The sequence below is a fragment of the Arthrobacter sp. DMZ02-1R genome, assembly GCF_057747935.1.
On the sequence record NZ_CM173230.1, the window covers coordinates 1,457,077 to 1,483,346 of the forward strand.

At 63.9% G+C, this 26,270-nt stretch carries 25 protein-coding genes; 16 read left to right on the forward strand and 9 right to left on the reverse strand.

The window, feature by feature from the left end; all coding sequences use genetic code 11:
- Positions 1–246: 246 nt before the first annotated feature.
- The 6 genes from AC3ANQ_RS07065 (at position 247) to AC3ANQ_RS07090 (ending at position 6,753) form a co-directional block, all read left to right on the forward strand.
- A complete protein-coding gene (locus AC3ANQ_RS07065; RefSeq protein ID WP_488304425.1) occupies positions 247–1,953 on the forward strand; it encodes a S1C family serine protease in 1,707 nt (568 codons plus the stop codon).
- 255 nt (positions 1,954–2,208) lie between these two features.
- Positions 2,209–3,009, forward strand: coding sequence for an electron transfer flavoprotein subunit beta/FixA family protein (locus AC3ANQ_RS07070; RefSeq protein ID WP_488304426.1), 801 nt, complete (start codon positions 2,209–2,211; stop codon positions 3,007–3,009).
- A gap of 15 nt (positions 3,010–3,024) precedes the next feature.
- On the forward strand, positions 3,025–3,978 hold the full coding sequence (locus tag AC3ANQ_RS07075) for an electron transfer flavoprotein subunit alpha/FixB family protein (RefSeq protein WP_488304427.1): 954 nt from the start codon (positions 3,025–3,027) through the stop codon (positions 3,976–3,978).
- 5 nt (positions 3,979–3,983) lie between these two features.
- Complete coding sequence (locus tag AC3ANQ_RS07080; RefSeq protein WP_488304428.1) at positions 3,984–4,763, forward strand: PIG-L deacetylase family protein; 780 nt, start codon at positions 3,984–3,986, stop codon at positions 4,761–4,763.
- A gap of 74 nt (positions 4,764–4,837) precedes the next feature.
- Entirely contained in the window at positions 4,838–5,383 is a 546-nt protein-coding gene (locus AC3ANQ_RS07085) for a gluconokinase (RefSeq protein WP_488304429.1), read from the forward strand.
- On the forward strand, positions 5,380–6,753 hold the full coding sequence (locus AC3ANQ_RS07090; protein ID WP_488304430.1) for a GntT/GntP/DsdX family permease: 1,374 nt from the start codon (positions 5,380–5,382) through the stop codon (positions 6,751–6,753). Before AC3ANQ_RS07085 ends, AC3ANQ_RS07090 begins: the two co-directional genes overlap by 4 nt.
- A gap of 87 nt (positions 6,754–6,840) precedes the next feature.
- Here AC3ANQ_RS07090 and AC3ANQ_RS07095 read toward each other — a convergent pair whose 3' ends face one another.
- The 4 genes from AC3ANQ_RS07095 to AC3ANQ_RS07110 form a co-directional block, all read right to left on the reverse strand.
- Complete coding sequence (locus AC3ANQ_RS07095; protein WP_488304431.1) at positions 6,841–7,602, reverse strand: MerR family transcriptional regulator; 762 nt, start codon at positions 7,600–7,602, stop codon at positions 6,841–6,843.
- A gap of 53 nt (positions 7,603–7,655) precedes the next feature.
- Positions 7,656–7,829 carry an anti-sigma factor domain-containing protein gene (locus AC3ANQ_RS07100; RefSeq protein WP_488304432.1) on the reverse strand — a complete coding sequence of 58 codons (174 nt, stop codon included), beginning with the start codon at positions 7,827–7,829 and terminating at the stop codon, positions 7,656–7,658.
- 188 nt (positions 7,830–8,017) lie between these two features.
- Positions 8,018–8,485 (reverse strand): tRNA (cytidine(34)-2'-O)-methyltransferase, encoded by a 468-nt coding sequence (locus AC3ANQ_RS07105; protein WP_488304433.1) that lies wholly within the window; start codon positions 8,483–8,485, stop codon positions 8,018–8,020.
- 39 nt (positions 8,486–8,524) lie between these two features.
- Positions 8,525–9,484, reverse strand: coding sequence for a J domain-containing protein (locus tag AC3ANQ_RS07110; protein WP_488304434.1), 960 nt, complete (start codon positions 9,482–9,484; stop codon positions 8,525–8,527).
- Between the two features lie 151 nt (positions 9,485–9,635).
- On the opposite strand from AC3ANQ_RS07110, the gene AC3ANQ_RS07115 reads away from it, so the two are divergent.
- Positions 9,636–10,601: a diacylglycerol/lipid kinase family protein gene (locus tag AC3ANQ_RS07115; RefSeq protein ID WP_488304435.1), complete on the forward strand. Its 966-nt coding sequence runs from the start codon at positions 9,636–9,638 to the stop codon at positions 10,599–10,601.
- Positions 10,602–10,610: 9 nt separating this feature from the next.
- Here AC3ANQ_RS07115 and AC3ANQ_RS07120 read toward each other — a convergent pair whose 3' ends face one another.
- Positions 10,611–11,030: a hypothetical protein gene (locus AC3ANQ_RS07120; protein WP_488304436.1), complete on the reverse strand. Its 420-nt coding sequence runs from the start codon at positions 11,028–11,030 to the stop codon at positions 10,611–10,613.
- 90 nt (positions 11,031–11,120) lie between these two features.
- Between AC3ANQ_RS07120 and AC3ANQ_RS07125 the strand changes: the two genes are divergently transcribed.
- A complete protein-coding gene (locus AC3ANQ_RS07125; protein WP_488304437.1) occupies positions 11,121–11,786 on the forward strand; it encodes a helix-turn-helix transcriptional regulator in 666 nt (221 codons plus the stop codon).
- A 68-nt stretch (positions 11,787–11,854) separates the two neighbouring features.
- Positions 11,855–13,123, forward strand: coding sequence for a cysteine desulfurase family protein (locus AC3ANQ_RS07130; RefSeq protein ID WP_488304438.1), 1,269 nt, complete (start codon positions 11,855–11,857; stop codon positions 13,121–13,123).
- Here AC3ANQ_RS07130 and AC3ANQ_RS07135 read toward each other — a convergent pair.
- Positions 13,102–14,340 carry an NAD(P)/FAD-dependent oxidoreductase gene (locus AC3ANQ_RS07135; RefSeq protein WP_488304439.1) on the reverse strand — a complete coding sequence of 413 codons (1,239 nt, stop codon included), beginning with the start codon at positions 14,338–14,340 and terminating at the stop codon, positions 13,102–13,104. The genes AC3ANQ_RS07130 and AC3ANQ_RS07135 overlap by 22 nt on opposite strands.
- Positions 14,341–14,567: 227 nt before the next feature.
- Here AC3ANQ_RS07135 and mnmA point away from each other — a divergent pair, with 227 nt between their 5' ends.
- The 5 genes from mnmA (at position 14,568) to AC3ANQ_RS07160 (ending at position 21,904) form a co-directional block, all read left to right on the forward strand.
- Positions 14,568–15,689 carry a tRNA 2-thiouridine(34) synthase MnmA gene (mnmA, locus tag AC3ANQ_RS07140; protein WP_488305276.1) on the forward strand — a complete coding sequence of 374 codons (1,122 nt, stop codon included), beginning with the start codon at positions 14,568–14,570 and terminating at the stop codon, positions 15,687–15,689.
- Between the two features lie 626 nt (positions 15,690–16,315).
- The gene (locus AC3ANQ_RS07145; RefSeq protein WP_488304440.1) at positions 16,316–17,944 is read left to right on the forward strand and encodes an ABC transporter substrate-binding protein; all 1,629 of its coding nucleotides are present in this window, start codon (positions 16,316–16,318) and stop codon (positions 17,942–17,944) included.
- A 114-nt stretch (positions 17,945–18,058) separates the two neighbouring features.
- Positions 18,059–19,147 carry an ABC transporter permease gene (locus AC3ANQ_RS07150; protein ID WP_488304441.1) on the forward strand — a complete coding sequence of 363 codons (1,089 nt, stop codon included), beginning with the start codon at positions 18,059–18,061 and terminating at the stop codon, positions 19,145–19,147.
- 1 nt (position 19,148) lies between these two features.
- Entirely contained in the window at positions 19,149–20,183 is a 1,035-nt protein-coding gene (locus AC3ANQ_RS07155; RefSeq protein WP_488304442.1) for an ABC transporter permease, read from the forward strand.
- Positions 20,180–21,904, forward strand: a complete 1,725-nt coding sequence (locus tag AC3ANQ_RS07160) for an ABC transporter ATP-binding protein (RefSeq protein ID WP_488304443.1) — start codon at positions 20,180–20,182, stop codon at positions 21,902–21,904. The genes AC3ANQ_RS07155 and AC3ANQ_RS07160 overlap by 4 nt, the downstream gene beginning before the upstream one ends.
- Before the next feature lie 69 nt (positions 21,905–21,973).
- On the opposite strand, the gene AC3ANQ_RS07165 is transcribed toward AC3ANQ_RS07160, so the two are convergent.
- On the reverse strand, positions 21,974–22,633 hold the full coding sequence (locus AC3ANQ_RS07165; RefSeq protein WP_488304444.1) for an NADPH-dependent F420 reductase: 660 nt from the start codon (positions 22,631–22,633) through the stop codon (positions 21,974–21,976).
- Positions 22,634–22,711: 78 nt separating this feature from the next.
- Here AC3ANQ_RS07165 and AC3ANQ_RS07170 point away from each other — a divergent pair, with 78 nt between their 5' ends.
- Entirely contained in the window at positions 22,712–23,098 is a 387-nt protein-coding gene (locus AC3ANQ_RS07170; protein ID WP_488304445.1) for a chorismate mutase, read from the forward strand.
- A 4-nt stretch (positions 23,099–23,102) separates the two neighbouring features.
- Positions 23,103–24,140, forward strand: a complete 1,038-nt coding sequence (locus tag AC3ANQ_RS07175) for a uroporphyrinogen decarboxylase/cobalamine-independent methonine synthase family protein (RefSeq protein WP_488304446.1) — start codon at positions 23,103–23,105, stop codon at positions 24,138–24,140.
- Between the two features lie 16 nt (positions 24,141–24,156).
- Here the strand turns inward: AC3ANQ_RS07175 and AC3ANQ_RS07180 are convergent, their stop codons facing one another.
- On the reverse strand, positions 24,157–24,891 hold the full coding sequence (locus AC3ANQ_RS07180) for a DUF4166 domain-containing protein (protein ID WP_488304447.1): 735 nt from the start codon (positions 24,889–24,891) through the stop codon (positions 24,157–24,159).
- Between the two features lie 53 nt (positions 24,892–24,944).
- A complete protein-coding gene (locus AC3ANQ_RS07185; protein WP_488304448.1) occupies positions 24,945–26,237 on the reverse strand; it encodes a DUF58 domain-containing protein in 1,293 nt (430 codons plus the stop codon).
- Between the last annotated feature and the right edge of the window lie 33 nt (positions 26,238–26,270).

Here is a 26,270-nt window from a genome sequence, read left to right on the forward strand (position 1 = left end):
AGCCGCAGGTCGCTGTGGCAATTCCACTTATTCTATGGTGCACCTTTTGGAGCGTCCACAGCGGTAAATATGCCGCCAGCGAAACGGGGAGAGATCTGCCCTGCCCCAGCGTTGAAGGGGCTAGCCGGGGCCGCTCGGGGCACATGTCCGTTCCGAGGACGGCGTTCAGCAAGCTCCCAGCGAACGTCGACTCTTGATTCAGCAAGAGCGACGATAGTTAAGGGGACGAGGAAGAAAGGAAGTCCCATGACGGAGAACCCAGCACAGGGCGCCGTGCCTGAGAACAATGGCCCAGAGAACCATGGTCCTGAGAGCAACGGCAAGGCGGAGGGGGACAAGCAAGCAAGCTCCCAGCCTACGGCGCCGCTGCCGGCATACCAGCCGGGTCAGGATTTCACCGCAAAGCCCGGTCACACCGCGCAACCCGGTTACACAGCGCAGACCCCGGCACCTTGGGCCCAGGGCCCGGCCGAAGGCGCCACCGAACGGATTCAGGCGCAGCACAGTGTGCCTCGAGACAATGCGCCTCAAAACAGCGCTCCCCAGAACAACCCAGCACAGCACGGCGCCTCCCAGCACAGCGCGGCGCCGCAGCATGCGGAACCGCAGCGCCCGGACTACGCCGCAGGCCAGGCGCACCCATATCCGCAGCACCAGCCTTTCTACGGTGGACCGAATCCCGCGCAGCACTATCCCACCCAGCAGTTCCCGGCAGCGGCCCACCCGGGCGGTCCAGTGGCCGGCCCTAAGCGCAAGCCAGTCTTCGGCGTCGGCACCTTGGTGGCCAGCATCCTGGCCGCAGGGCTCGTGGGCGGCGGCGTGGTGGCCGCCAGTGATCAGTTGTTCGGCAGCCGGACCCAGATCGCTGCCAGCAGCAGCCAGACGGGAACGGTGATCGTCAACAACAAGGATGACGTCAACGCCATCACGGCAGCAGCAGCCAAGGCTTCGCCCAGCGTCGTGACCATCATGGCCTCCAGCGGAAGCCAGGGCGGCACGGGTTCCGGCATCGTCCTCGATGATCAGGGACACATCCTGACCAACACCCATGTGGTGACCCTCGACGGCGCCAGCGCCAACGCCGCGATTGAAGTGCGGTTAAGTGATGGACGCGTCATGAAGGCGACGGTCGTAGGTACGGACCCACTGTCGGACCTCGCCGTCATCAAGGTGGACAACGCTTCGGGCCTGGTGCCGGCTACGCTCGGTGACTCAAGCAAGATCAACGTTGGGGACAACGCCGTTGCCATTGGCGCCCCTCTCGGCCTGCCGGGCACCGTCACCGACGGCATCGTGTCTACGCTCAACCGCACCATCAGTGTGGCGTCCTCGGCTGTTCCCAACGGCGGCTCCGACAGCTCGCAGGGTGGCGGCCAGGGAGGATTCCAGTTCGCTCCTCCAGGCGGTGGCCAAAGCCAGCGCAGTGCGAGCCAAGGCACCGTTTCGCTCAACGTGATCCAGACCGATGCAGCCATCAACCCGGGCAACTCCGGTGGGGCCCTGGTGAACTCCAAGGGTGAGATCATCGGCGTCAACGTGGCGATCGCCTCGGCCGGCAGCAACAGTTCTTCGTCTTCCTCAAGCGGCAACATCGGTGTGGGCTTCAGCATCCCCATCAACAACGCGAAGCGTGTTGCTGATGAAATCATCAAGTCGGGCAAGGCCAGCCATGGGCAGTTCGGCGTCAGCGTGCAGCCCAAGTCGGCCACAGGAAGCACCTCCGGGTTCTCGGTAGGCGCTCAGGTGGCAAGCGTCACCGCGGGCTCCGCTGCCGAGAAAGCAGGCATCAAGGTGGGTGACGTCGTAACCAAGTTCGCAGGCATGGACGTCAACGACCCCGATCAGCTCACCGCGGCTGTCCGTGAGCGGCCGGCAGGTTCAACGGTCAAGGTGACCATCCAGCGCGGCGGTCAGACGCAGGAGCTCGATGTGACCCTGGACGCCGCACAGTAGCGTTCCATTGGGCAACAAGCTAGTAATCTACGACTGCGGGCGGCACCACACGGTGCCGCCCGCCGTCGCGTGCTTAGCCCGGCAAATGCGAGCGATCCATGAAACAGGAGTTAACGCGGGTACACGGCGTTGCCCGACTTGTCCCGCAATATGCTTAGCTAGGACGAGCCCTTACGCTGGGCACTCTTGGCCATGCCGCCAGCTGCTGGCCATCCCCGAGTATGGAAGGCTGCCTCGAACACAGTGGGAGACACATTGAAGATTGTTGTTCTGGTCAAGCACGTCCCGGACGCGCAGTTCGACCGACACCTCACCGGCCCCGGCAACACGACGGACCGCGACGAGAGCATCCTCTCCGAACTGGACGAGTATGCGCTTGAAGCCGCCCTGCAGCTCAGCGAGGCACGCGGAGGTGCGAAAGCGGGCAACGAGGTCATCGCCTTGAGCATGGGTCCCGCCGGCGCCGTGAACGCCATCAAGAAGTCCTTGCAAATCGGAGCCTCCTCAGGTGCGCATTTGAGCGATGATGCTTTGGCCGGTTCCGATGCAGCCGCCACCTCGCTGGCCCTCGCCGCGGCAATCCGGTATCTCGGCGCTGACGCACCCGTGGACCTTGTCCTGACGGGCATGGCCTCGACCGACGGCGAAACGTCTTTGGTTCCCGCCCAGCTCGCCGAGCGGCTCGGGCTCCCGCAGGTCACGTTTGCTTCTTCCCTTGAAGTCAACGGCGAACGCGTAGTCGCCCGCCGTGACGGCGACGCTCACGCGGACACCGTCGAGGCAACCTTGCCGGCTTTGGTATCCGTGACGGACCAGATCAACGAGCCCCGGTACCCCAATTTCAAGGGCATCCTTGCCGCCAAGAAGAAGAAAATCACGGCGCTCACCCTGGCCGACATCGGCGTGGATGCCGCACAGGTAGGCACCGCGGGTTCGCTGACCGCCGTCGACACCGCAGAGGCGCGTCCGCCGCGCACAGCCGGCACCATCATCACTGACGAAGGCGACGCCGGCATCAAGCTGGTTGAGTTCCTGGCCGCCCAGAAGCTGCTCTAAGAGGATTCCAGACACATGGCAAAAGCACTTGTATTCATTGACAACCCGGGATCGGCGCTCAAGAAGAGCAGCCTCGAACTCCTGACGATCGCCCGTTCCCTCGGGGACACGGCAGTCGCCTTCAACGGCGAACTGCACGACGACGTCGCTGCCGCCTTGGGGGCGCATGGAGCCTCAGTTCTCTACCGGCCATCCGCGACGGACCTGGACGACTACCTCGTCGCGCCGAAAGCCGCGTACCTTGCCGCGGCTGTTGCCGCTTCAGGGGCCGAAACTGTCCTGCTGGAGAACACGGCGGATGGCAAGGAAATCGCAGCCCGCCTTGGCGTGAAGCTCAACGCCGGTGTCATCACCGATGTTGTGGGCGTCGACGCCGATGGCACAGCCCATAAGTCGGTCCTGGCCGGCTCGTACACCACCACGGCCAAGGCTCGCACGGCCGTCGCCGTGCTCACGGTCAAGCCGAACAGTGTTGACGTCGAGGCCCCGGCCGCGGCAAGCACACCTGAATCCGTCACTGTCGACGTCCCCGCCGATGCCACGGCGAACGCCGCACGGATCACCGGGCGCGCCGAGAAGCCTGCCAGTGGCCGTCCCGAGCTCACCGAAGCCCGGATTGTGGTTGCAGGCGGCCGCGGCGTCGATGGCGACTTCGGTCCCTTGGAGGAACTGGCCGACGCGCTGGGCGGCGCACTTGGGGCTTCCCGAGCAGCAACGGACGCAGGCTGGATCGGACATGACTACCAAGTAGGCCAAACGGGCAAGACCGTTTCCCCGCAGCTTTACATCTCGGCAGGCATCTCAGGTGCCATCCAGCAGAAGGCCGGCATGCAGACCTCCAAGGTGATCGTTGCGATCAACAAGGACGCCGAATCGCCGATCTTCGAGATTGCAGACTTTGGCATCATCGGAGACCTCTTCAAGGTTGTTCCGCAGGCCACCGAAGAGATCAAAAAGCGGAAAGGCTGATCCCTTTGTCTTCTGACGCTACGTCAACAAAGAGCCCGTTCAACGCCTCCACGGAGCGCGTTGAGCGGGTGCTTTGTTTTACTGCCCACCCGGACGACATCGACTTCGGCGCGGCTGGCACTATCGCTGCCTGGACTGCTGCCGGCGTCGAAGTCAGTTACTGCGTCATGACCGACGGCGATGCCGGGGGCTTCGATCCGGCCCACCGTGAAGAGATCATTGCCATGCGCGCGGAGGAGCAGAGACAAGCCGCGGCCCTCGTGGGCGTGACGGACGTGCACTACCTCCACGAACGTGACGGATATCTGGAACCGACGCATGAAGTCATCAGGCAAGTGGTGAAGCTGGTCCGCGAGGTCCGTCCCGACGTCGTCCTGGCGATGCACCCGGAACGCAACTGGGACCGGATCCAGAAAAGCCACCCGGACCACCTTGCTGTGGGGGAGATCGTGACCCGGGCCGTGTACCCCGCGGTTGAAAACCCTTTCGCTTACCCGGAACTCGCGGAGGCCGGACTCGAGGCCTACAAGTTGCCGTGGCTTTGGCTGTTTGCCGGTCCGGAAAACAGTGAGAACTATTTCGTGGACGTCACAGGGCACATTGACGCCAAGCTCGCCGCGATCCGGATCCATGCGAGCCAGCATCCCGACCTGGAAGGCATGGAACGCGCTGTCCGGGGCATGCTGGAGCGGAATGCCTCGCGTGCCGGGATGGCGACCGGGCGGGGCGCCGAGGCGTTCCACGTAGTGGAAGTCAACGGCTCCGGAACCATCGCCGGTTTCTGAAATTGCTGATGTGTAACCTGTGTCATATGCTTAGTCTCGTTTAAATCATATTTAATTGAGGAAGGCAGACTTTGATGGCGAAGACTGCACAACAACCGGTATTGGTGATCATGGGCGTCTCCGGTTCCGGTAAATCGACAGTGGCCGGCGTATTGGCCGGCCGCCTGGGCTGGGACCTCGCCGAAGGCGACGACCTGCACCCCGAAGCGAATGTGGCAAAGATGCAGGCAGGACACGCACTCGGTGATGAGGACCGTTGGCCGTGGCTGGACATCATTGCCGATTGGATCAAGGAGCGCACAGCAGCTGGAAAGCCGGGCATCATCACGTGCTCGGCGTTGAAGAAGCGTTACCGCGATGTCCTTCGCGGCGAGGGAGTCGTGTTCGTTTTCCTCCAAGGAAGCAAGGACAAGATTTCCGATCGGCTGGCTTCGCGCCACGGCCACTTCATGCCTCCCTCGTTGCTGGAATCCCAGTTCGAGGCACTGGAAGAGCCCACGGAGGAGGAGAACCACATCTCATTGTGCGTATCTGCTTCTCCATCGGAAGAGGCAGACGAAATCATCGAACGGCTCGGCCTTGAGGCACAATCCGAGCAATCGTTCGGTGGCGCAGCGTGAATTGGACCGGGCACGATACCCAACTCCTCGTGGTCGCGGCCATCGGCATTGCGCTGATCGTCCTGCTGATCGCCAAATTCAAGGTTCACCCCTTCCTGTCCCTGGTGCTCGGCTCGGCCTTCGTCGGCCTTGCATCCGGAGTGGAACTGGCCAAGGTCATCAGCAACTTCGAAGACGGCGTGGGTGGCGTCCTCAAAGAGGTCGGCATCCTGATTGCACTTGGCGCCATGTTGGGCAAGCTCCTGGCTGATTCCGGCGGCGCAAACCGTGTGGTGGACACCCTCTTGGAGAAAGCCAGCGGCAACAAGGTGGTCTGGATGATCACCTTGGTCGCAGTCATCATCGGCCTTCCGATGTTCTTCGAGATTGGTCTCGTCCTGCTCCTGCCGGTGATCGTCCTGGTCACCCAACGCTCGCAGATGAAGCTCATGCGCATCGCCATCCCGGCCTTGGCGGGCCTGTCCGTGTTGCACGGCCTGGTGCCGCCGCATCCAGGGCCACTGATCGCCATCAGCGCGGTGAAGGCTGAACTTGGCACCACTCTGGCACTGGGTCTCTTGGTCGCCATTCCCACAGTCATCATTTGTGGTCCGCTGTTTTCCCGGTTGGCCGCGCGCTGGGTTCCCGTGGATGCTCCCGCGGTGGCCGGCGGCGTTGACACCAAGCACGCCGTCGATCTCAGCGAAGTCAAGCGTCAGCCCAGCTTCATCGTCACGTTGCTGACCATCATCTTCCCGGTGGTGCTCATGCTCCTGAAGGCCGTGGCGGACATCGTCTGGCCCGACGCCGCCCATGCTCCGATGATCCGTACGGTCCTGGACTTCGTGGGCCAGCCGCTCGTGGCCATGACCCTTGCCGTACTCGCCGCCATGGTGACTTTCGGATATGCCGTCGGATTCACCGGCACCAAGATCACGGCCAAGCTCGGCGACAGCCTCGGACCGATCGCCGCGATCCTCCTGATCGTGGGCGCCGGCGGTGGCTTCAAGCAGACCCTGATCGGTGCCGGCGTCGGTGACGCCGTTAAGAAATGGGCCGAGGGCGCCAACATGTCCGTGCTGGTCCTGGGCTTCATTGTGGCTGTGGCGCTCCGCCTGGCGACAGGCTCGGCGACGGTTGCCACAGTGACGGCCGCCGGCATCGTGGCTCCATTGGCGAGCAGCCTGAGCCCGACGCACGCGGCACTCCTTGCCCTGGCCATCGGTGCGGGTTCGCTCTTCCTGTCCCACGTCAACGACGCCGGTTTCTGGCTCGTGAAGGAGCTCTTCGGCCTGACGGTCGGGCAGACGTTCAAGACCTGGTCGGTGATGGAGACTCTTATCTCGGTGGTCGGCTTCGCCTTCATCATGGTGCTCTCGCTGATCATTTAGCGGGGCTACACAGAGCGGTAGGTACGACGGCGGCCCGGCTCCCCATACGGGGGACGCGGGCCGCCGTCGCGCTTTCAGCGGGATGCCCTAGCTGAGTCTTTCGGCGGCGTAGATCTTGATGCCTTCCAGCAGGTAGGGCGCCAAGCCGACCCGGACCTTGTCGTAATTGGCGGTGAACCGGGGGTCCTCCACATACATCCGGCCCAGGCCCACATAGGATTCGGCGTTCGGTGTCCAACTGGCGCAGATCCACTTGTAGTGGCGGTCAACGGCGGCCTGGACCTCTGGGTGGTCCGCTGGAAGGGCGGCATCGAAGCAGCGGGCGAGTTCCTGGTTAAGGGCCGCGTACTCCTCCATGAACGCCTGCTTCCGGGCTGGTGTCATCGCCGAGTGGCGGGCCTTGCTGTCGTCGACGGCCCGGTCGCCCCAGCGCTCGCGCGCCTCGGCTTCGTAGGGGTTGTTGTCGAAATCCTTGAAGATATTCTCCGCGGTCATGGTTTCTCCTTGACGTAGTGCTGCGATAGTTGCGTCGACCGTCCGGGACATCCGGTCCAGGCGGTCCCGCTCAGCCAGCAGCCAAGTCCTGTGTACGGCAAGCGCCTCCGCAGGATCGGCCTGGCCATCCAGAACTTCGCCGATGGTCTCGAGCCCAAGGCCAAGTTCACGAAGCAGGAGAATGCGCTGCAGGCGCAGCAGTTCGGGCTGCCCGTAGTACCGGTAACCGTTGTGCCCGGTATGGGCAGGCTCCAATAGTCCGAGCTGGTCGTAGTGCCGCAAGGTCCGCGAGGAAACTTTGCTGGCTTTGGCCACTTCGGAAATGGTCCACGTACCTGCTTTGTCCTGCTTCATACATCCAGCGTAGAAGTTGACGCTACGTCAAGGTCAAGCATGTTGCGATGAAACTACGTGAGAGGTGCTGCCGCAACGGTGGGGAGCGTCGGTTTCTTCGAGCCGCCCAGAGGTTCCACGGTGATGCCGATGGCAGCGGCGCTGGAAATGCCCGAGACCACCGCCGGATGGCTCAGGGCTTCGGCGTCCATGAGTCCCTGGGATACGGGGTCGGTTGCTGGCGGCACGGGCAGCACCGGGCGCATTCCGAGTCTTGAGAGTAGTCACGTGCGCCCCTTCCACGGCCGCCCCTTCCGGGCACTTGATGCCTGCGCAGGATGTTTGTGCCTGCATTGAGTATTCGATGCAGCGGGTGATTTGGATGGGCAAGCCCCAGCAGGGACCTTGTGGAATGCTCGAGCGGTTTAAGCAGCCGTTACAGTTTCGCCCCGGCGAAGCCGTGTTGGCGCCAGGCCTCGTACACCGCGATGGAGGCGGCGTTGGCCAGGTTCAGGGAGCGGAGCGATGGCAGCATCGGGAGCCGAACGCGGGCCGTGACGTGCGGGTCCTGTTTCAGCCACTCCGGAAGCCCGACGGATTCCGGGCCGAACAGCAGCACGTCGCCTTCCTGGTAGGCAATGTCCGCATAGGAGGCTTCGCCGTCGGACGTGAAGGCGAAAACGCGATCGGGTTGCAAGGCCGCCCACGCCGCCTCGATGTCCTTATGCACCGTGACCACCGCGAGGTCGTGGTAGTCGAGCCCCGCCCGGCGCAACTTCGCGTCGGAGAAGTCGAAGCCCAGCGGCTCCACCAAGTGGAGCTCCGCGCCGGTGATGGCGGCGAGCCGGATAGCGTTGCCCGTGTTGCCCGGGATTTCAGGAGTGTGGAAGAGGATGCGGAACACGTACCAATCCTAGCCAGCGGAAGTGCCCGCTTGGGCAGCTCAGTGCATGCCGCGCAGCAGCCGGGCGAGCACCGGGACAACCACGGTGTTGGGCACGGGGCCGGAACCCAGGAATTGTTTGAGGCCGCGGGCCAGCCCGGAAGCGTTGACGATCTGGACTGAACCGAAATCTCCGTCTGTTCGCCGGTAGTGGTCGATGACCGGCTCGTGCGGGTTGCCGTCCGGGCTGTGGACTACCACCCAGCCCGTCACATTCAATTCCGGGAAGATCTCCTGCATGTGGCGCACGATCAGCTCGAGTCGCGGTGGTGGCACCGAACGGCCGCCGTGCTTGAGCGCCACCCCGTCCCAGGCATAGGCGCCCTTGGGAAGCAGCATGGAGCCGATCAAAGCCAGGCGGTATCCGGCAAGCAGGGCGTGATCGATGTGGCTGTCGTCCGAGGGCGAGCGGAGACCGTTGACGAGGCGGGCCGAGGGAATGGCGGGCAGGATCTGGCGGCTGATGAGCTGGACCGTCCGCATTTCGCGCTGAATGCGGGCTTCGGCGCCGAAGATTCCACGCTTCCGGGGAATCCCGTGGATCTGCAGGGCGGCCTCGCCCTTGGAGATGAGGGGAACCTCCCGGGGATCATCGAAGGGCGGGACATAGACGGGGGCGTCGCCGGCCGTGTTGCGGGGGGCATTCGCCCTGTGGACCCCGCCGGTGGTGTGGGTTTCCCCTCCGTGAGCGCCGGCCCCACCGTAGTTCGGTCTTTGCGCCGGGTAGGGGGTTGCCCTGCCCGAAGCGCCGCTCGCGTAGCGGCGGTCGTACTCCGCGCGTCGTTTGGGATCAATCAAGGTCTCGTACGCGAGCGTGACCTGCCGAAAGACTTCAGGATCCCCGCCATGGTCCGGGTGGGCGTTCCTCGCAGCCTTCCGGTAGGCCACTTTGATCTCCTTGTCCGTCGCAGTGACGGGGACCCGGAGGACCTGATAGTGGGAACTGCTGCCCTCAGCCAACCATGGGCCTTTCTCTGGAAATTCTGAAGTTTCCCGCCGTCCCGGTGCGGAGTAGCGATCTTGGCAAGTCTAGCCAGCCATCCATGAGAACGACGGCGCCCCCGGCTTTAGTTCCCGGGGTCCCGCACGTGCCGGTGGCATGATTCATGCTGTGAACTCCCCGGCCGGCGCCAAAAGTCCCCTTGACCTACCAGGCACAGGCCCTGAGCGGCCGTGCGACGCTCCCCGCCGAAGGATTGTCCTGGCCGTCAATCCCGCCGCAGCATTTGGCCGGCACTCCCATGCCGGGGACGAAGCCGAGCGCTGCCTCCGCGCCGCGGGCTTCGACGTCGTCGTACTTCGGCGCAACAGCATGGAGGCTCTGCGGGGTGCTGTGGACGAAGCCCTTTACGCGGGCACCGATGCCTTGGTGGTGGTGGGCGGCGACGGCATGGTCCATTTGGGGGTCAACTCACTCGGTGGGACCCGGTTGCCGCTCGGGATCGTTCCCGTGGGCACCGGAAACGACGTAGCCCGGATGCTTGGGCTGCCTTTGCAGGATGTTGCGGGATCGTGCGCCCGGGTGATCTCGGCGCTCGCCGGGGGTGGCCGGGTGCTCGACGCAGGCCGCATCACCGCCGGCCGACGGACCACGTGGTTTGCCGGGGCTGTGTCCGCCGGCTTCGACGCAGCCGTCAACGAACGGGCCAACTCCTGGCGGTGGCCACGTGGCGCGTTTCGCTACACCCTGGCGATGCTCCGGGAGTTGGGTTCGTTCCGGGCCATCAATTACACCGTGACGGCCGACGGCGTGGCATCGCGGGAGGGTGCCATGCTGATTTCGGTGGCCAACTGCCAGTCGATCGGCGGTGGGATGCGCATCGTCCCGGATGCCGCGCCCGACGACGGGTTGCTGGATCTGTTTATCGTCAAGCCTCTGTCCCGGCTGGCCTTCCTTGCGGTCTTCCCGAAGGTCTTCTCCGGCCGCCATACGTCGCATCCGGCCGTGGAAATCCGCCGGGTCCGCTCAGTGCGCCTTGCGGCCAAAAACGTGGTCGCCTACGCCGACGGTGAGCGGATCGGCCTCCTTCCGTTGGACATCGAAGTGGTTCCGGGCGCACTGCGGGTGTTGGCCTGAGCAGGCCGTTCAGCGACGCGCGGTTACAGCCAAGCGGTTGAGCGCGAGTGCGGCCACCAGCAGCCCGAAGTCGCGGAGTGCGACGTCGAAGAAGCTTCCGAGCACCAGCAGGTTCACGATGATTCCCAGAAGCCATACGGCTACCAGGAGTGAGCCAAAGCGCGGGCGGACCGCCACCGCAATACCGGCCACAATCTCTATGACGCCCACGATGTACATGAATGTCTGGGCAGGGATCGGCACCACGGAGGTGGCCACGGGGGCCAGGTAGATCGTCCAGTGGGTGAGCAGGTTGGTGAACTTGTCCAAGCCGAAAATGATCGGCGCCACGGTGAACACGGTCCTAAGGAGCAGGAATGCCTGCTGCTGGGGATCCATGGACATGAGTGATCCGGTTTTCACTTGAGCCGAGGATGGTGCAGTTTTCATGATGCCTTCTTTCTATAAATGTATAGTTTGACTTTAGAATGTTCAGTGGGATTAAGCAACAAGTGTTGTTTTTAGAGTTAGGCTGTATCCATGACCGGACTTCCCTGGCTGCGTCGACTCTCGGCCCTCGCATCGCTCGACGACGGCAACCGCCGCCGCTTGTATGAACACGTCTGCGGTGCCACCCGCGCGGTGAGCCGCGACGACGCCGCGATGGCTCTCGGACTTCCCCGGAGCACCGCCTCCTTCCACCTGGACCGGTTGGTCCGGGACGGGCTCCTGAGCGTTGAATTCCGCAAACTCGGTGGCAAGGTTGGGCCAGGTTCCGGGCGCCCTGCGAAGCTCTACGCCCCCGTCATTGAAGAGATCGGCGCCTCGGTTCCGGAGCGCCACTATGACCTTGCCGGGGAAGTGATGGCCTCGGCGATCCAGGACCTGATGGCCGAGGGAGGTTCCCCCCGCGAAGTACTCCTCGAAACTGCTTATGCGCGGGGCCGCGAGGCAGGAAGCGCCGAGCCGCAATTCCTGGACGTTCTCACGAGCCACGGCTATCGCCCGGAAGCTGACGACGACGGCGGATACTTCTTGGCCAATTGCCCGTTCCACCGCCTCGCCGAAGGTCACACAAACGTCGTCTGCGCCATGAACGGCGCCTTCCTCACCGGGGCGGCCGCCGCGTGCGGAATCGCGGAGGACCGGATCGCTGATGACAACCGCGAAGGCCACTGCTGCGCCAGGATCCGCCCGGCGGTTTGAGGAGGCAGATTGAGCAACCGCCTTCCCCTGGCAAAGCCTGCATCCCGCTCCGTCGATAGACTTGGGTAGTGCCTGTTTATCTGGACCATGCCGCCACCACGCCCATCGCCGCCGTCGCCCTCAGTGCAATGACGCGCGAACTGGCGCAGACTGGGAACCCCTCGTCGCTGCACTCTTCGGGGCGCCGTGCCCGGCGAACGGTGGAAGAAGCGCGCGAGGCCATTGCCGCCGCTGCCGGGGCGCATCCGTCCGAACTCATCTTCACGTCCGGAGGCACCGAGGCCGACAACCTCGCAGTAAAGGGCCTGTACTGGGCCCGCCGCGACGAAGACGGCCGCCGCAAGCGGATCCTTTGCTCCGCCGTCGAGCACCATGCCGTGCAGGACACCGTCGAGTGGCTTGAACGGCACGAACGAGCCGAAGCAGTCTGGCTCCCTGTCGATTCCCAAGGCGTGGTGCGGCTCGACGCTGTCCGGACAGAGATCGAACGCGATCCGGGATCGGTGGCCTTGGTGACCGTCATGTGGGCAAACAATGAGGTCGGGAGTATTCAGCCCGTCAAAGAGATTGTGGAACTCGCTTCAGGCCACGGCATTCCCGTGCACTCGGATGCCGTCCAGGCTTTCGGCTCGATTCCGCTGAGCTTCCGCGAATCGGGGCTCGCTGCGATGTCGGTGTCAAGCCACAAAATCGGCGGCCCAGTGGGCGTGGGCGCCCTCTTCCTGGGGCGGTCCACCAAGGTCACGCCCGTCCAGCACGGGGGAGGGCAGGAACGCGACGTCCGCTCGGGAACCCTGGATGCGGCGTCGATCGCGGCGTTCGCCGCCGCGGCGGAGTCGGCCGCCCGGAACCTGCCCGCGGAACGCGAGCGAATAAGTGCCTTGCGGGACCGCATCATTGGCGGAGTCCAGGCGGCCATTCCCGAGGCAGTGTTGCGCGGAGCGCCTGGAGACGCCCGGCTTCCGGGCAACGCGCACTTCACCTTCCCGGGCTGTGAGGGCGATTCCTTGCTGTTTCTGCTGGACCTCGCGGGTATTGAGTCATCCACGGGATCCGCCTGCACCGCAGGTGTCCCCAGGCCCTCGCACGTCTTGCTTGCCATGGGGCTGGATGAGGACACCGCGCGGGGCGCGCAGCGATTCAGCCTGGGTCATTCCTCGAACGATGCCGACGTCGACGCGCTGCTCAAGGCGCTGCCCGACGCGTACGCCCGGGCGAAGTTGGCCGGAATGGCCGGACATGAGTCCAGTATCCAGACCGCGGCGACGGTAGCCCGCGGCTATGGCGGCGACTCTGCCAGGGGCCAAGCAGGAGATCAGGCCCCCGGCAACAACTGATCCAACGGCACCGAAGGGTCAACCAGGCGGTCGGTGTCGACGCGGACCCGCCCGGAAATCAACGCCTTGATGGGCTTCTGGACGCGTTGCTGGTTGACGCTCATGCCTGCAACCACGGCACTGTCCCGCAGCCAGAAGGCAATGAAGCTGTTCTCCTCCATCGAGCCGCGGATGACGGGCGCCGAACCCGCCGCCAGCGTGGGATATCCCCAGTACTCCATCGAGACGTCGAACTGGTCCGTGTAGAAATACGGCACCACGTCCAGCGTCGCGTCCTGCCCCAGCATCGCTTTGGCCGCGACCTTGCCGCCGCTGAGGGCGTTGGACCAGTGCTCGCTGCGGTGGTGCTCGCCGGTGAAGGGGTGGAGGGCGTTGGCAACGTCTCCTGCCGCAAAGACATCGGGACTGCTTGCCCGGAGCGAAGAATCGACCACGATTCCATTCCGGATTTCCAGTCCCATGGCTTCGGCCAGGGCTGTGTCCGGAACAACGCCCACGGCCACCACTACCAGCTCGGCTGGAAGGACCTCGCCGGAGTTGGTGACAACGGCTTGTGCCTTGCCGTCACGTCCCGTGATCTCCGCCGCGCTCGCAGGGAGCCGGAACTGCACGCCGTGCTTTTCGTGCAGGCTGCGGAAGAAGCCGCCCAGCTCGGGTCCGATGGCCAGGCTCAGCGGCACGTCCTCCAGTCCCAGCAGGGTCACTGCGTTGCCGTAGCTGCTGGCGGCCGCGGCAAGCTCCATGCCGATCCAGCCAGAGCCGACCATCACCACGTTTCTTCCGCCGGCTGACAGCCCTTCCTTGAGTTTGCGTGAATCGTCGAAAGTCCGGAACGTCGTGACGCCGGCCAGTTCGGAACCGGGGAGGGGGATGTGCCGCGGTTGCGCTCCCGTGGCAATGAGTAGCCGGCTGAACTCGAGTTGCGTCCCTGAATCCAGCTGCACGGTGTGGGTGGCAGGATCCGCGGCAATGGCCGCCTCGCCGAGGAGGAGCTCGACGCCGTTCTCCTGGTACCAGCCGGCCGCCAGCACCGGGACGGCGTCCTCTTCTGCCTTGCCCAAGAGAAACTCCTTGGAAAGCGGAGGACGCAGATAGGGCTGCTCATCCTCGGCGCAAACCACCGTGATCCTGCCTTCGAATCCTTCTGAGCGCAGGGTTTTGGCGGCAGTGGCTCCGGCCAGCCCGCCGCCGGCGATGACGATGTGTTCAGTGTCCATGGTGACTCGATTCGCGGGGGCGTGGAGGTTCGCGTGGACGCGGACGGTTCACGCAGTCGAACATCTAAAACTGATAGTTTTGACTTTAGAAGTGTCCCTGATCGCGGTCAAGGCATTTTGGGGGCCATTCCGGCGGGGCGCTAGAATAGTCGGGCGCGCTTACTCTTTTCAGCCGCAATTCTTCTCCCCAACACCAACAGAAAGCCAGCATGCGAGTTCTTGCAGCCATGAGCGGCGGAGTCGATTCCGCAGTTGCCGCCGCCCGCGCCGTCGAGGCGGGGCACGACGTCGTCGGCGTCCACTTGGCGCTGTCACGCATGCCCGGAACGCTGCGTACCGGCAGCCGCGGCTGCTGCACGATCGAGGACTCCCGTGACGCGTGGCGCGCTTGCGATGTGCTGGGGATCCCGTATTACGTTTGGGACTTTTCGGAGCGATTCAAGGAAGACGTCGTCCAGGACTTCATCGACGAATACGCCGCGGGTCGCACTCCCAATCCCTGCATGCGCTGCAACGAGCGGATCAAGTTCGCGGCCTTGCTGGAAAAGGCCATTGCGCTGGGCTTCGACGCGGTCTGCACGGGCCACTACGCCAAGGTCATCCAGGATGCAGACGGCAATCCCGAGCTCCACCGCGCGGCCGATTGGGCCAAGGACCAGAGCTACGTTCTCGGCGTCCTGACCCACGAACAGCTCAAGCACTCCATGTTCCCGCTGGCCGAGACCCCGTCCAAGGCCGAGGTCCGCGCGGAGGCCGAGCGCCGTGGCCTGTCCGTGGCGAACAAGCCGGACAGCCATGACATCTGCTTCATCCCGGATGGCGACACCGCGGGTTGGCTTGCCGAAAAGATCGACATGACTACAGGCGACATCGTGGACGAGGCCGGGACCAAGGTAGGGGAGCACCCAGGCGCCAACGCGTTCACGGTCGGCCAGCGCCGCGGGCTCAAGCTGGGCACTCCTGCCGCTGACGGCAAGCCACGCTTCGTGCTGGAAATCCGGCCCAAGGAAAACAAGGTTGTCGTCGGGCCCGAAGCCTTGCTCGCCATCGACGAGATCCGCGGAATCAAGGTTTCCTGGGCCGGACTGCCCATCGCCGAGGTAGCTACTGGAGCCGAGTTCGACTGCTATGCCCAGGTGCGGGCCCATGGCGACCCCGTCCCGGCCAAGGCGTCGGTAGAGCGGAATGTCGACGACGCCGGCGTCGAGCGTGAAGGCCTCGTGGTGACACTTATCGATCCGCTGCGCGGAGTGGCCCCCGGACAGACCATCGTGTTGTATCAAGGCACGCGCGTCCTTGGCCAGGCAACCATCGACGCAGCCCGGTCCCTCCAGCGCGCAGCGCTTTAAGGGTGTCCGCTTAAGGGTGTCCGCGGCAGCGCTCTAAGCGGGCGTGCGACATTGCCTCCACTGAAGGGCCGAGGACCCGCCCGCGGACTTGCGGGCACTCCTTGACGATTCGAGGTTCCTGGCCCAGCACGTCTACGGCGTGGCTTCGGCAACCCTTGACCTCTTCGAATCGGCGCTGGGCCAGCGCATGCCGTGGAATCCGGAGGGTCGACTCGTGTTGAAGGCGCGCGACCTTGTGACGGCCACCGGCTACAAGCGGGACACCAACTTATCCGCTTCGGGTCCATCGACCGCATGGGCTATAAGGTTCCGACGGCGTTGCTGCGTGAGCCGTTCGTCGGTGCGGTCCCCGACCACTGGCAGGAGCTGCCGAAGAGGAGGCGTCGAGCGGAGTCCAGGACAAGTTCCACCGGACGGGTGAATAGCCATTCGGCATCAGGCGTTTCTGCGCATGGTGATCGATATAGCCGGTGACTCGACCAAAGAAAAGTAAATTTTGTGTCTCAACTCACAGAATCAAACGTTTCACCAGGAATGCTTCTGATTGAATCGTGGAATCAGGAGTATGTGCTCCGAGGAAATTATCGACGGCGGTACGCCGTATCCATCGAACAGAAAGTTCACTGATGGCAATGAACAAAAAAGCCCTGCGCAGCGTTATCGCGTTCGCGGGCATCTCCGCATTCGCTTTGACGGCCTGCACGGGCCCGTCCGGCGGCGGCGGTTCGGCTTCTTCAGCTGCCAGCGGCCCGATCGCCTACGGCACCACCGATAAAGTGACCGCGCTCGATCCCGCTGGTTCTTACGACAACGGTTCCTTCATGGTGATGAACCAGGTCTATTCCTTCCTCCTTAACTCGAAGCCCGGAAGCGCGGAGCCCGTCCCGGACCTGGCGGAATCGGCGTCGTTCACGTCGCCCACCGAGTTCACCGTCAAGCTGAAGTCCGGACTCAAGTGGGCCAACGGTCACACGCTGGACTCCACCGACGTTAAGTTTTCGTTCGACCGCCAGGTCAAGATCAACGACCCCGCAGGTCCGGCGTCCCTCCTCGAAAACCTGGACAGTGTCTCCACCCCCGACGCCAACACCGCAGTTTTCAAGCTGAAGCTCGCCAACGACCAGACGTTTGCACAGATCCTCAGCAGCCCGGCCGCGGCGATTGTGGACCACCAAGTCTTCCCGGCGGACAAGCTGCTCTCCGATGATGACATCATCAAGGCCAAGGCTTTCTACGGCCAGTACACGATCGACAGCTACAAGAAGAACGAGCTCATCAGCCTCAAGGCCTACCCGGACTACAAGGGTGTGCTGGGCAAGCCGGCCAATGACGCCGCGACCATCAAGTACTACGCCGAGCCGACCAACATGAAGCTGGACATCCAGCAGGGTAACATCGACGTTGCCAACCGCAGCCTCAGCGCCACCGATGTCGATGACCTCAAGAAGGACTCCAAGGTCAAGGTAAACGTTGGACCAGGCGGCGAAATCCGCTACATCACGTTCAACTTCAACACCATGCCTTTTGGCGCCAAGGCAGCGGGGGCGGACCCGGCCAAGGCACTCGCCGTCCGCCAGTCGATCGCCAACCTCGTTGACCGCCAGGCAATCGCCGACCAGGTCTACAAGGGCACATACCTGCCGCTGTACTCCAATGTTCCCAGCGGTTTCCTGGGCGCCAACGAGTCGTTCAAGGACGCATACGGCGACAACGGAAAGCCGAGCCTGGATAAGGCCAAGAAGGTCCTCTCCGACGCCGGCGTCAAGGATGTTGTCACCCTGAACCTGCAGTACAACCCGGACCACTACGGCAAGTCCTCAGGCGACGAGTACGCCATGATCAAGGACCAGCTTGAGAAGTCGGGTCTCTTCAAGGTCAACCTGCAGTCCACCGAATGGGTGACCTACAGCAAGGCCAGCCGTGCCGACGAGTACCCGCTGTTCCAGTTCGGTTGGTTCCCGGACTTCAGCGAGGCCGACAACTACCTCACCCCCTTCTTCCCGAAGGGCGGCTTCCTGAAGAACCACTACGACAACCCGGCCGTGACGGATCTGATCAACAAGCAGCTGACCACCACGGACAAGTCGGCCCGCGAGTCGGCCATCAAGGACGCCCAGAACGCATTGGCGAAGGACATTTCCACTTTGCCGCTGCTCCAGGGTGCACAAGTTGCCATCTCGGCGAAGGGCGTGAACGGCGTCGACAAGACGCTTGACGCATCCTTCAAGTTCCGATTGGGAACCGTTTCAAAGTAAGCAGCCGGTCGGGGGAGGCGGGTGCCAACAGGCGCTTTGCCTCCCCTTACTGCTGATTGCCTCACATATGAGCAAAACCCCGCGCGATCCGCGGGCAATGAACTTTAGGTAGCAATGACAACACTTATAGAGGTGCCCGACGTCGAACCGGACGCGGTCGCTCCCAAGAGCAAATCAGCGGGCGGAGGTCTGGGCAGGTACATCGTGGTCAGGTTTTTCCTGATCATTCCCACGATCTTCATCCTTGTAACGCTGGTTTTCTTCCTCATGCGGGTCATCGGTGACCCCATCACTGCAGCGCAGGGTGGTCGGCTTCCTCCCGACGTCCTGGCACAACGAATCCACGACGCCGGTTACGACCGGCCGATCATCATCCAGTACTTCGAATACCTGGGCCAATTGGTCACCGGCAACTTCGGCACCACCATCACGGACCGGCGGCCCGTCGTCGAAATGCTGTCGACGTTCGGCGCAGCCACCCTTGAGTTGTCGATCAACGCGCTGATCGTCGCCCTCGCGGTCGGTATCCCGTTGGGCCTGATCGCCGCTCAGCGTCGCGACAAGGCTGCAGACGCCTTCCTCCGTTGCTTTGCCATCCTTTGCTATGCCACCCCGGTCTTCTTCTCGGGGCTTTTGCTGAAGCTGACGTTCTCCGTGTGGCTCGGCTGGCTGCCAGTGGCCGGGCGTGTCTCCACCCGCACCGAGCTGACCATGGGTCAACTCGCGGCTCCGACCGGCATTTACTGGCTAGACGCATTGCGCAGCGGGAACTTCAACGCGCTGGGCGACATCATCTCGCACGCCGTGCTTCCAGCCGTTGCCTTGGGCCTCCTGACCGCAGGCGTCTTCCTGCGCCTCGTCCGGACAAATGTCATCGGCACGCTGGGCAAGGACTACGTTGAGGCCGGCCGTTCGCGCGGCGTCAGCGAGTTCCGGCTCGTCACCAAGCATGCCTACAAGCCGGCGCTGATCCCCATCATCACCGTCATGGGCCTGCAGATCGCCCTCATGTTGGGCGGTGCTGTCCTGACCGAGACCACCTTCGAATGGAAGGGGCTCGGCTACCAGTTGGTCCAGTACCTGAACGCCAGGGACTTCGTGGCAGTCCAAGGCATTGTGGTGCTGTTGGCCGTCATCGTCGCCTTTACCAACTTCGTCGTGGACATCATCGCCGCGCTGATCGACCCGCGAGTGAGGTACTGAGATGAGCACTGCAACAATTTCCGGACGGAAGAAATCCTTCCTGGCCGGACTCCCTGTCATTTCGCACCTCAACAAGAGCGTTGGCCTGCAGCGCGGCATGCTCATCGCGGGGCTCGTACTGACCGGTTTCTTCCTGCTCTGCACGGTCCTCGCGCCGTTCATAGCGCCTTACGGCTACTCCCAACTGAGTGACGCTTCCGGCACGTTCCCCACCCAACAGGCCCCCAGCAGCAAGCACCTGCTCGGTACCACGGTCGGCGGCTACGACGTCCTCTCCCGCGTGCTCTGGGGATCCCAGACGGCGGTGACAGTCATCGTCGTCTCGGTGGCTATGTCCATCTTCCTCGGCGTCGCAGTGGGCCTGCTCAGCGGCTACTTTGGTGGCTGGCTGGACAGGATCTTGGTGGTCGTTGCGGACGCCATCTATGCTTTCCCGACGCTGCTGCTGGCGATCGTCATCTCGATCGTCGTCAGCAGGGGACAATCGAGCTTCTGGGGCGGCATCTTCTCGTGCTCGTTCGCAATCACCGTGGTGTTCGTGCCGCAATACTTCCGCGTGATCCGCGCCGAAACCATCAGGCTCAAGGCCGAGCCGTTCGTCGAATCAGCCATGGTGCTGGGTGCTTCCAGCCTGCGGATCATCACCCGCCACATCTTCAAGAACGCCACCAGGACACTTCCGCTGATGTTCACGCTGAACGCCTCCGAAGCAATCCTGACCCTGGCCGGCCTCGGCTTCCTGGGATTCGGCATCGAACCGTCCTCTGCGGCCGAATGGGGCTTCGACCTCGACAAGGCCATGGCCGACGCGTCCTCCGGCATCTGGTGGACCGGCGTCTTCCCCGGTATCGCGATCGTCCTCACAGTGCTTGGCTTGACCTTGGTCGGCGAGAGCATCAACGACCTCAACGATCCCCGCCTACGCGGACGCAAGCGTGCTGGAGGCAAGGCCTCCCGCTCCAAAGGCACGGCAGGAACCGACGGCAAGAACACAGGAGCCCCTTCCGCTCCTGAATCAGAAGCAGGTAAGGCATGACCACCAATATCGGCAACATCTCGGACCAGCCGCAGGACCCAGGGCGGCCCGTCCTGGACATCGAACGGCTCAAAGTCACCTTTGCCACGGACAGTGGCGACGTCTACGCCGTCAAGGACGTCAGCCTCGAGGTCAAGGCCGGAGAAGTGCTTGCGATCGTGGGGGAGTCCGGCTCCGGCAAGACGGTCACCGCCAAAACCATTCTCGGTCTGCTCCCGGAGACGGCCGTCAGCTCGGGAGCCGTGCTGATCAATGGCAACAACGTCATCAGCGTCAGCGCGTCCAAGCTGCGCAAGATCCGTGGCCGGGACGTGGCCATGGTCTTCCAGGAACCTTCCACGGCCCTGAACCCCGTGTTCACAGTGGGCTGGCAGATCGCCGAAGGCATCCGGGCCCATGCCACGGACGGGCACCGGATCTCGGCCAGGGAGGCCAAGAAGCGAGCCACGGAAGCACTGCGGAAAGTGGGCATCCCCGATCCCGAAACCCGTGTCAACTACTATCCCCACCAGCTTTCCGGAGGCCAGAAGCAACGCGTTGTCATCGCCGCTGCGCTCGCCTTGAACCCGGGGTTGATCGTGGCGGACGAGCCGACGACGGCACTGGACGTCACTGTCCAGGCCGAGATCCTGCAGTTGCTCCGGGATCTACGGGACAAATACGGCACCTCGATCGTGCTCATTACACACAATATGGGTGTGGTAGCAGACCTTGCCGACCGCGTGGTGGTCATGTATCAAGGCGACGTCGTCGAAGAAGCCACGGCCAAGGTTCTCTTCGCCGAGCCCAAGCAGGACTACACCAAGAAGCTGCTGGCCGCCGTGCCGCACCTCGGCCGCAACTCAGCATCCGAAGGGGCCACCCAACGGCTGCACCAAGGCGGGAAAGTCCTCGTTGAAGCCAAGAACCTCACCATCGAGTATCCGGGCCGCCTCGGCAAACCCGGGTTCAAGGCCGTGGACAACGTCAGCTTTACGGTCTCCGAGAATGAGGTCTTTGGCCTGGTAGGCGAGTCCGGTTCGGGCAAGTCCACTATCGGACGCGCCATCGCCGGCCTCAACCGGATAACCGGTGGCAGCCTCAAGGTCCTCGGTTACGAAATGCTGGACTTCAAGGAACACACGTTCAAGCCGCTTCGCAAGGACATCGGCTTCGTTTTCCAGGACCCGGCGGCCTCGTTCAACCCCCAGCTGACAATCGGCGAGTGCGTAGCGGAACCGCTGCTCATCCACACCCACCCGAGCCCGGCTCAAGCACGCCTGCGCGTGGCGCAGTTGCTCGAATCGGTGCAGCTGCCGGCGTCGTACGCTGAACGATTCCCGCACGAGCTCTCCGGCGGGCAGCGGCAGCGTGCTTCGCTGGCGCGTTCCCTCGCGCTCAACCCGCGCCTTTTGATCGCCGACGAGCCAACCTCGGCCCTCGACGTTTCCGTACAGGCAAAGGTCCTTGAACTGTTCAAGGACATCCAGGAAGAGTTCGGCTTCGCCGCGCTGTTCATCAGCCACGACCTCGCAGTGGTGGACATGCTCTCCCATTGGGTGGGCGTGTTGTTCAAGGGCAAGCTGGTGGAGCAGGGAATCGGTAGCCAGATCATGGGCAATCCGCAGCACGACTACACCCGCAGGCTCATCGCCTCGCTGCCGGTACCGGATCCTGATGAGCAGGCCCGACGCCGGGAAGACAACCGCGAGCTGCTGGGCACCGAGCTACTCGGAAGCTAGCCTCGACGGAAAGACCCGCCTTTCAGTGAAAGGCGGGTCTTTCGTCTGTGGCGGTCTTTCCCGTGCTGCCTATTCGGAGACGATGCTGATGTTGAAGAGCTTGTCCTTCGGCTGGCGCATGAAGATCCGGAGCCACAGCGGCATCCACATTTCCAGGCCGCGGGCGGCGTCGAGACCGCCAAGGTCGTGGATGTGTTCGGGGAGCCAGCCGAACTCCCGCAGGAGCGCGACGACGGTGGCTTTAGCGGCGTCGTCGTTCCCCGCCACGAAGACGTCATGGGCGCCGTCGGCGAGCCTGAGGGGATCAACCATCAGCGGAGCCTCCAGGGTGTTAAGGGCCTTGACAACGCGGGCCTCGGGGAAGGAACGCTGGATGGTTTCAGCAATGCTGTCGGTATTGCAGACGGAGAGCGACGGCGGGAACCCGGCGGAAAAGTCCAGGGGATTGGACACATCAACCAGGACCTTGCCTGCGAGGTTCGCCGCCCCGGCCTCACTCAACGCCGCGAGCGAGACCGTGCCGGGCGTTGCGTTGACCACTATCCCTGCCATGGCCGCCGCCTGGGCGAAGGAACCCGAGCTAGCTGCCGAACCCGCCTGCGCCGCCCATTCCGTTCCTTTGGGATTGCCCGCCTCCCGGGAACCCATCATGACCTCATGGCCAACCGCCACCAGCTTGCTGGCCAATGCATGCCCCACCATTCCGGTGCCAAGAACTGCGATTTTCATGCGTGCTCTCCTTTTCATCGGCGCGGACATGCCCATTCTGCCCCTCGAGGCGCGGCCAGCACACCATAGACTGGAGGAATGACCGAGCAGAACCATGCCCTTCCCGACGCCGATTCCTTCGATCCCGTAGCCAGCTCCCTTGCCGGCCGTGTGGACAAGTCCGTCATGGACGAGCTGCTCTCCATCCGGTCCAGCATCGACAACATTGATGCCACCCTCGTCTTCCTCCTCGCGGAACGCTTCAAGGCCACCCAGAAAGTTGGAGTCCTCAAGGCGACGCACAAGCTCCCGGCAGGGGACCCGGGCCGCGAATCCGCCCAGATCGCACGGTTGCGCAGACTCGCCGAGGAAGCGCACCTCGATCCTGCCTTCGCCGAGAAGTTCCTGAATTTCATCATCAGCGAGGTCATCCGGCACCACGAGGCAATCGCCGAAGACCACCAGGCATCCATCGCGCAGGCCTGAACACATGCCCGCAGAAACCGCGCAGAACCAGGTCACGGCGACGGCCCTGGGTCCTTGGCCCGGGACCGATCCCGCGGAGGCCGCACGGATCATCCGTGGCGAACTGGGCAATCCGCACCTGCCGTTCCTGGCTGAGCTCCCGGACCGTGGCGTTGGATCCGATCCCCTTGGCCGGACTGCTTCACTGCTGGTTGAGTTGGCCATCGACGTGCAGCCCCACGGCTGGCGCCTGGTTGACCGCCCGGGGAAAGACCTGCGGCGTGCAAGGTCCGCGCTTGCCACCGACATCAACGTCCTGGCTGACGTTGCCGGCTCGGAAGAGTCTTCCGCGGAGGCGCTGAAGATTCAGCTGCGCGGTCCCATGAGCCTCGCCACGGGTCTTTACCTGCACAACGGGGAGCGTGCCCTTCTTGACTACGGTGCCCGCAGGGACATTGCGGAATCCTTGGCCGCCGGCATCGCCGAGCACATAGCGAGGGTCCGGGCCGCCGTGCCGGGAGCCGAAGTGGTGGTCCAAATCGACGAGCCAGACATTGCTTCTGTATTGGCAGGTACTATTCCCACCGCGAGCGGCTACCGTACCCTGCGGTCCATCCCTGGCGAAGAGGTCACGGGCGCCTGGCGGTTGGTGATTGACGCTCTGCGGGCAGCTGGAGTGGCCGAGACAGTAGTCTCCGTTCGGGAGATTGAAGCACCCATCCAGCAGATTCTGGCCGCCGGAGCCGACGGCGTCGCCCTTCCGCTCAAGGCGCTCACCACGCGCCAATGGGAACAGATTGCGACGGCGGTAGAGGACGGCAAGCGCTTCTGGGCCGGCGCTTTGGCCACTGACAATCCGCGGGCAACCTTGCCACGCACCGCCGAGGTGATGGACACCGTTTGGCGGCCTTGGCGCCAACTCGGCTTACCGGCGTCGAGCTTGGGGGCCGTGCGTGTTACACCGTCGGACGGGCTGGCGGGGTACTCGCCGTCTGGAGCCAAAGAGGTCCTGACCCGTTTGACCCAGCTTGCCGATGGATTGAACCAGCTCGCCCTCGGCTAGCCGCTTCCCGGCTTCTTTAGACCCGCTGTTCCCAGCGGTCCGGCTCGGCATAGCGGGGGAGCCCGACGGCGGCGGTGGCGGTCTGCGAGGCTGCGGCGCCATCCGTCCCGGGCAGCGACGGCGCCAATCGGTAATCAAAGGAGCCCGCGTAAACAAGAACCAGGCCGACGTGTTTCTGGAGCACCTTCACCTGGATCCGATGCTTGCCTTCCGCCGCATCCCACCACTGCTCCGCGTAGGCCTTCGCATCGAGGGCAATTGGCAAGGCCAGCCTCAGGGGACCCAGGAACAAACGCGACGCGCCCGAGACCCCGCGAAGCCGCCCCTCAGGTGTGACATCCAAATCCAGCGCCGTGGCCAGCCGGCGGTAGCGGCCCAGATAGTCGACGAGCCGGGTGCCGCCGTCGTTGCCGGTTTCCGCGACCGTGGTGTCATGGAACAGGCGCGTACGCCCGGGAAAGAAGATTTCACGTCGTGCCGTGAGGCTGGACCGTCCGAACGGATCAAGGTGTGCGTGGTTCTCGATGCGGAACGGAATGCGCTCACCGTACTCCGGGAAGAAGGCCTGTTCTCCGGCAACCGTGGCCAGGAGCGGCCGGAGCCATTTCTGTTGGCAGCCGACCACATCGAACACACCCTCGCCGATTCCGTATGATCCGGACCCCGGCGCAAGAGAGAAATAGTCCTGGAGTTCAGGCTGCAACTGCCGGAACTTGCTGCCCAGCGCCAACTCGTAGATCGGAGTGCTCATGGTGGTTTCCTCGGGTTGTGGGTGTTGGTTTGATAGCTCAGTGCCTGGCTGGGCTATAGACGGCCCGCAGCCTTCAGCCGAATGTACGCATCGGCCAGGCGAGGCGGCAGGTCAACCGGCTCGGCGTCGACTACTTCTGCACCAAGCTGGCGCAGTTGGGCGCTGACTGCCTCACGGTCAAGGAGGGCCCGCTCGGCGGCCGAGGCACGGAAGACCTGGCTCGCCGTCGTGCGTTCCTCCTTCATTCGCCCTAGCAGGGGGTCACGGACCGATGCAACCAACACGACGTGCTGCCTCACCAATTGCGCCACCAAGGGAATCAGTCCTTCCTCGGGGGCCCCGGCGTCGAGCGAGGTCAGCAGCACTACCAGGGAACGGTGAGCGGAAATGGCCCGCACTTGAGCCGGGATCTGCGCCCAATCCATCTCGATCAGTTCGGCCTCGAGCGGCGCCATCGCCTGGACCAAGGAGGCGAGGAGATTGCCCTTGGCTGCTGAGTCGACGCGCCCGCGGACGCGTCGATCGAACGCGAAGAAGTCCACCCGGTCCCCGCCGCGCTCTGCCAGTACTCCGAGCAGGAGGGCGGCTTCCATCCCGGTGTCCAGGCGGGGCTCGTCGTCGATGCGTGCTGCCGCCGTGCGCGAGGTGTCGAGCATGATCACGACGCGTCTGTCCCGTTCGGGGCGCCAGGTCCGGACGACGACGGCGGTGCGCCGCGCGGTCGCCCGCCAGTCGATAGAGCGCACGTCATCGCCCCGGACGTAGTCCCGGAGCGAATCGAACTCGGTGCCGGCTCCACGGATCTGGACTGCAGCCTTGCCGTCGAGTTCCCGTAGTTTCCGCAACTTTGAGGGTAGGTGCCGCTTGGAGTGGAAAGGCGGCAGAACGCGCAGGTGGCCGGGGAGAGTCACAGTTCGTTGCCTCGCCGCCAACCCGAGGGGGCCAATCGAGCGGAGCGTGACGTGTGGTGCCGTCAGGTCGCCACGCCGTGTGGGCCGGAGCCGAACTGACATTCGCCGCCGCTCACCGGCAGGGATCTCGACGCGCTGGACGGGGGCTATGGTCCCGGCGGAGGGTTGCCAGGCGTCGCGCACCAGACCGCGGAAGGTCCGGCGGTTGCCGTTCTCCAGCGTGAGTACAGATTCCGCCTCCGAGTGGAGGGTGACATTGCCCGGATCCTGGCGCCGCAGGGAAACCTTGGCAGGCGACGCGGCCAGCAGGATGTCGGACAACATCAGGGCTACAAGCCCGGCGGCGATGAGGAGGACCGTACCCCATGCGGGGAACAGCAACAAGGGCGCCAACGCGGCGAATACCAGCAGCACAAAGCGGCCTGTGATGGCCATTCAGCACCCCCGGACGGGTCTAAGGCGCGGCAC

Coding starts and splice junctions, on each gene's coding strand:
- AC3ANQ_RS07065 (WP_488304425.1), top strand. CDS start 247: ATGACGGAGAACCCAGCACAGGGCGCCGTGCCTGAGAACAATGGCCCA.
- AC3ANQ_RS07075 (WP_488304427.1), top strand. CDS start 3,025: ATGGCAAAAGCACTTGTATTCATTGACAACCCGGGATCGGCGCTCAAG.
- AC3ANQ_RS07085 (WP_488304429.1), top strand. CDS start 4,838: ATGGCGAAGACTGCACAACAACCGGTATTGGTGATCATGGGCGTCTCC.
- AC3ANQ_RS07095 (WP_488304431.1), bottom strand. CDS start 7,602: ATGAAGCAGGACAAAGCAGGTACGTGGACCATTTCCGAAGTGGCCAAA.
- AC3ANQ_RS07120 (WP_488304436.1), bottom strand. CDS start 11,030: ATGAAAACTGCACCATCCTCGGCTCAAGTGAAAACCGGATCACTCATG.
- AC3ANQ_RS07125 (WP_488304437.1), top strand. CDS start 11,121: ATGACCGGACTTCCCTGGCTGCGTCGACTCTCGGCCCTCGCATCGCTC.
- AC3ANQ_RS07135 (WP_488304439.1), bottom strand. CDS start 14,340: ATGGACACTGAACACATCGTCATCGCCGGCGGCGGGCTGGCCGGAGCC.
- mnmA (WP_488305276.1), top strand. CDS start 14,568: ATGAGCGGCGGAGTCGATTCCGCAGTTGCCGCCGCCCGCGCCGTCGAG.
- AC3ANQ_RS07145 (WP_488304440.1), top strand. CDS start 16,316: ATGGCAATGAACAAAAAAGCCCTGCGCAGCGTTATCGCGTTCGCGGGC.
- AC3ANQ_RS07150 (WP_488304441.1), top strand. CDS start 18,059: ATGACAACACTTATAGAGGTGCCCGACGTCGAACCGGACGCGGTCGCT.
- AC3ANQ_RS07155 (WP_488304442.1), top strand. CDS start 19,149: ATGAGCACTGCAACAATTTCCGGACGGAAGAAATCCTTCCTGGCCGGA.
- AC3ANQ_RS07160 (WP_488304443.1), top strand. CDS start 20,180: ATGACCACCAATATCGGCAACATCTCGGACCAGCCGCAGGACCCAGGG.
- AC3ANQ_RS07165 (WP_488304444.1), bottom strand. CDS start 22,633: ATGAAAATCGCAGTTCTTGGCACCGGAATGGTGGGGCATGCATTGGCC.
- AC3ANQ_RS07170 (WP_488304445.1), top strand. CDS start 22,712: ATGACCGAGCAGAACCATGCCCTTCCCGACGCCGATTCCTTCGATCCC.
- AC3ANQ_RS07175 (WP_488304446.1), top strand. CDS start 23,103: ATGCCCGCAGAAACCGCGCAGAACCAGGTCACGGCGACGGCCCTGGGT.
- AC3ANQ_RS07180 (WP_488304447.1), bottom strand. CDS start 24,891: ATGAGCACTCCGATCTACGAGTTGGCGCTGGGCAGCAAGTTCCGGCAG.
- AC3ANQ_RS07185 (WP_488304448.1), bottom strand. CDS start 26,237: ATGGCCATCACAGGCCGCTTTGTGCTGCTGGTATTCGCCGCGTTGGCG.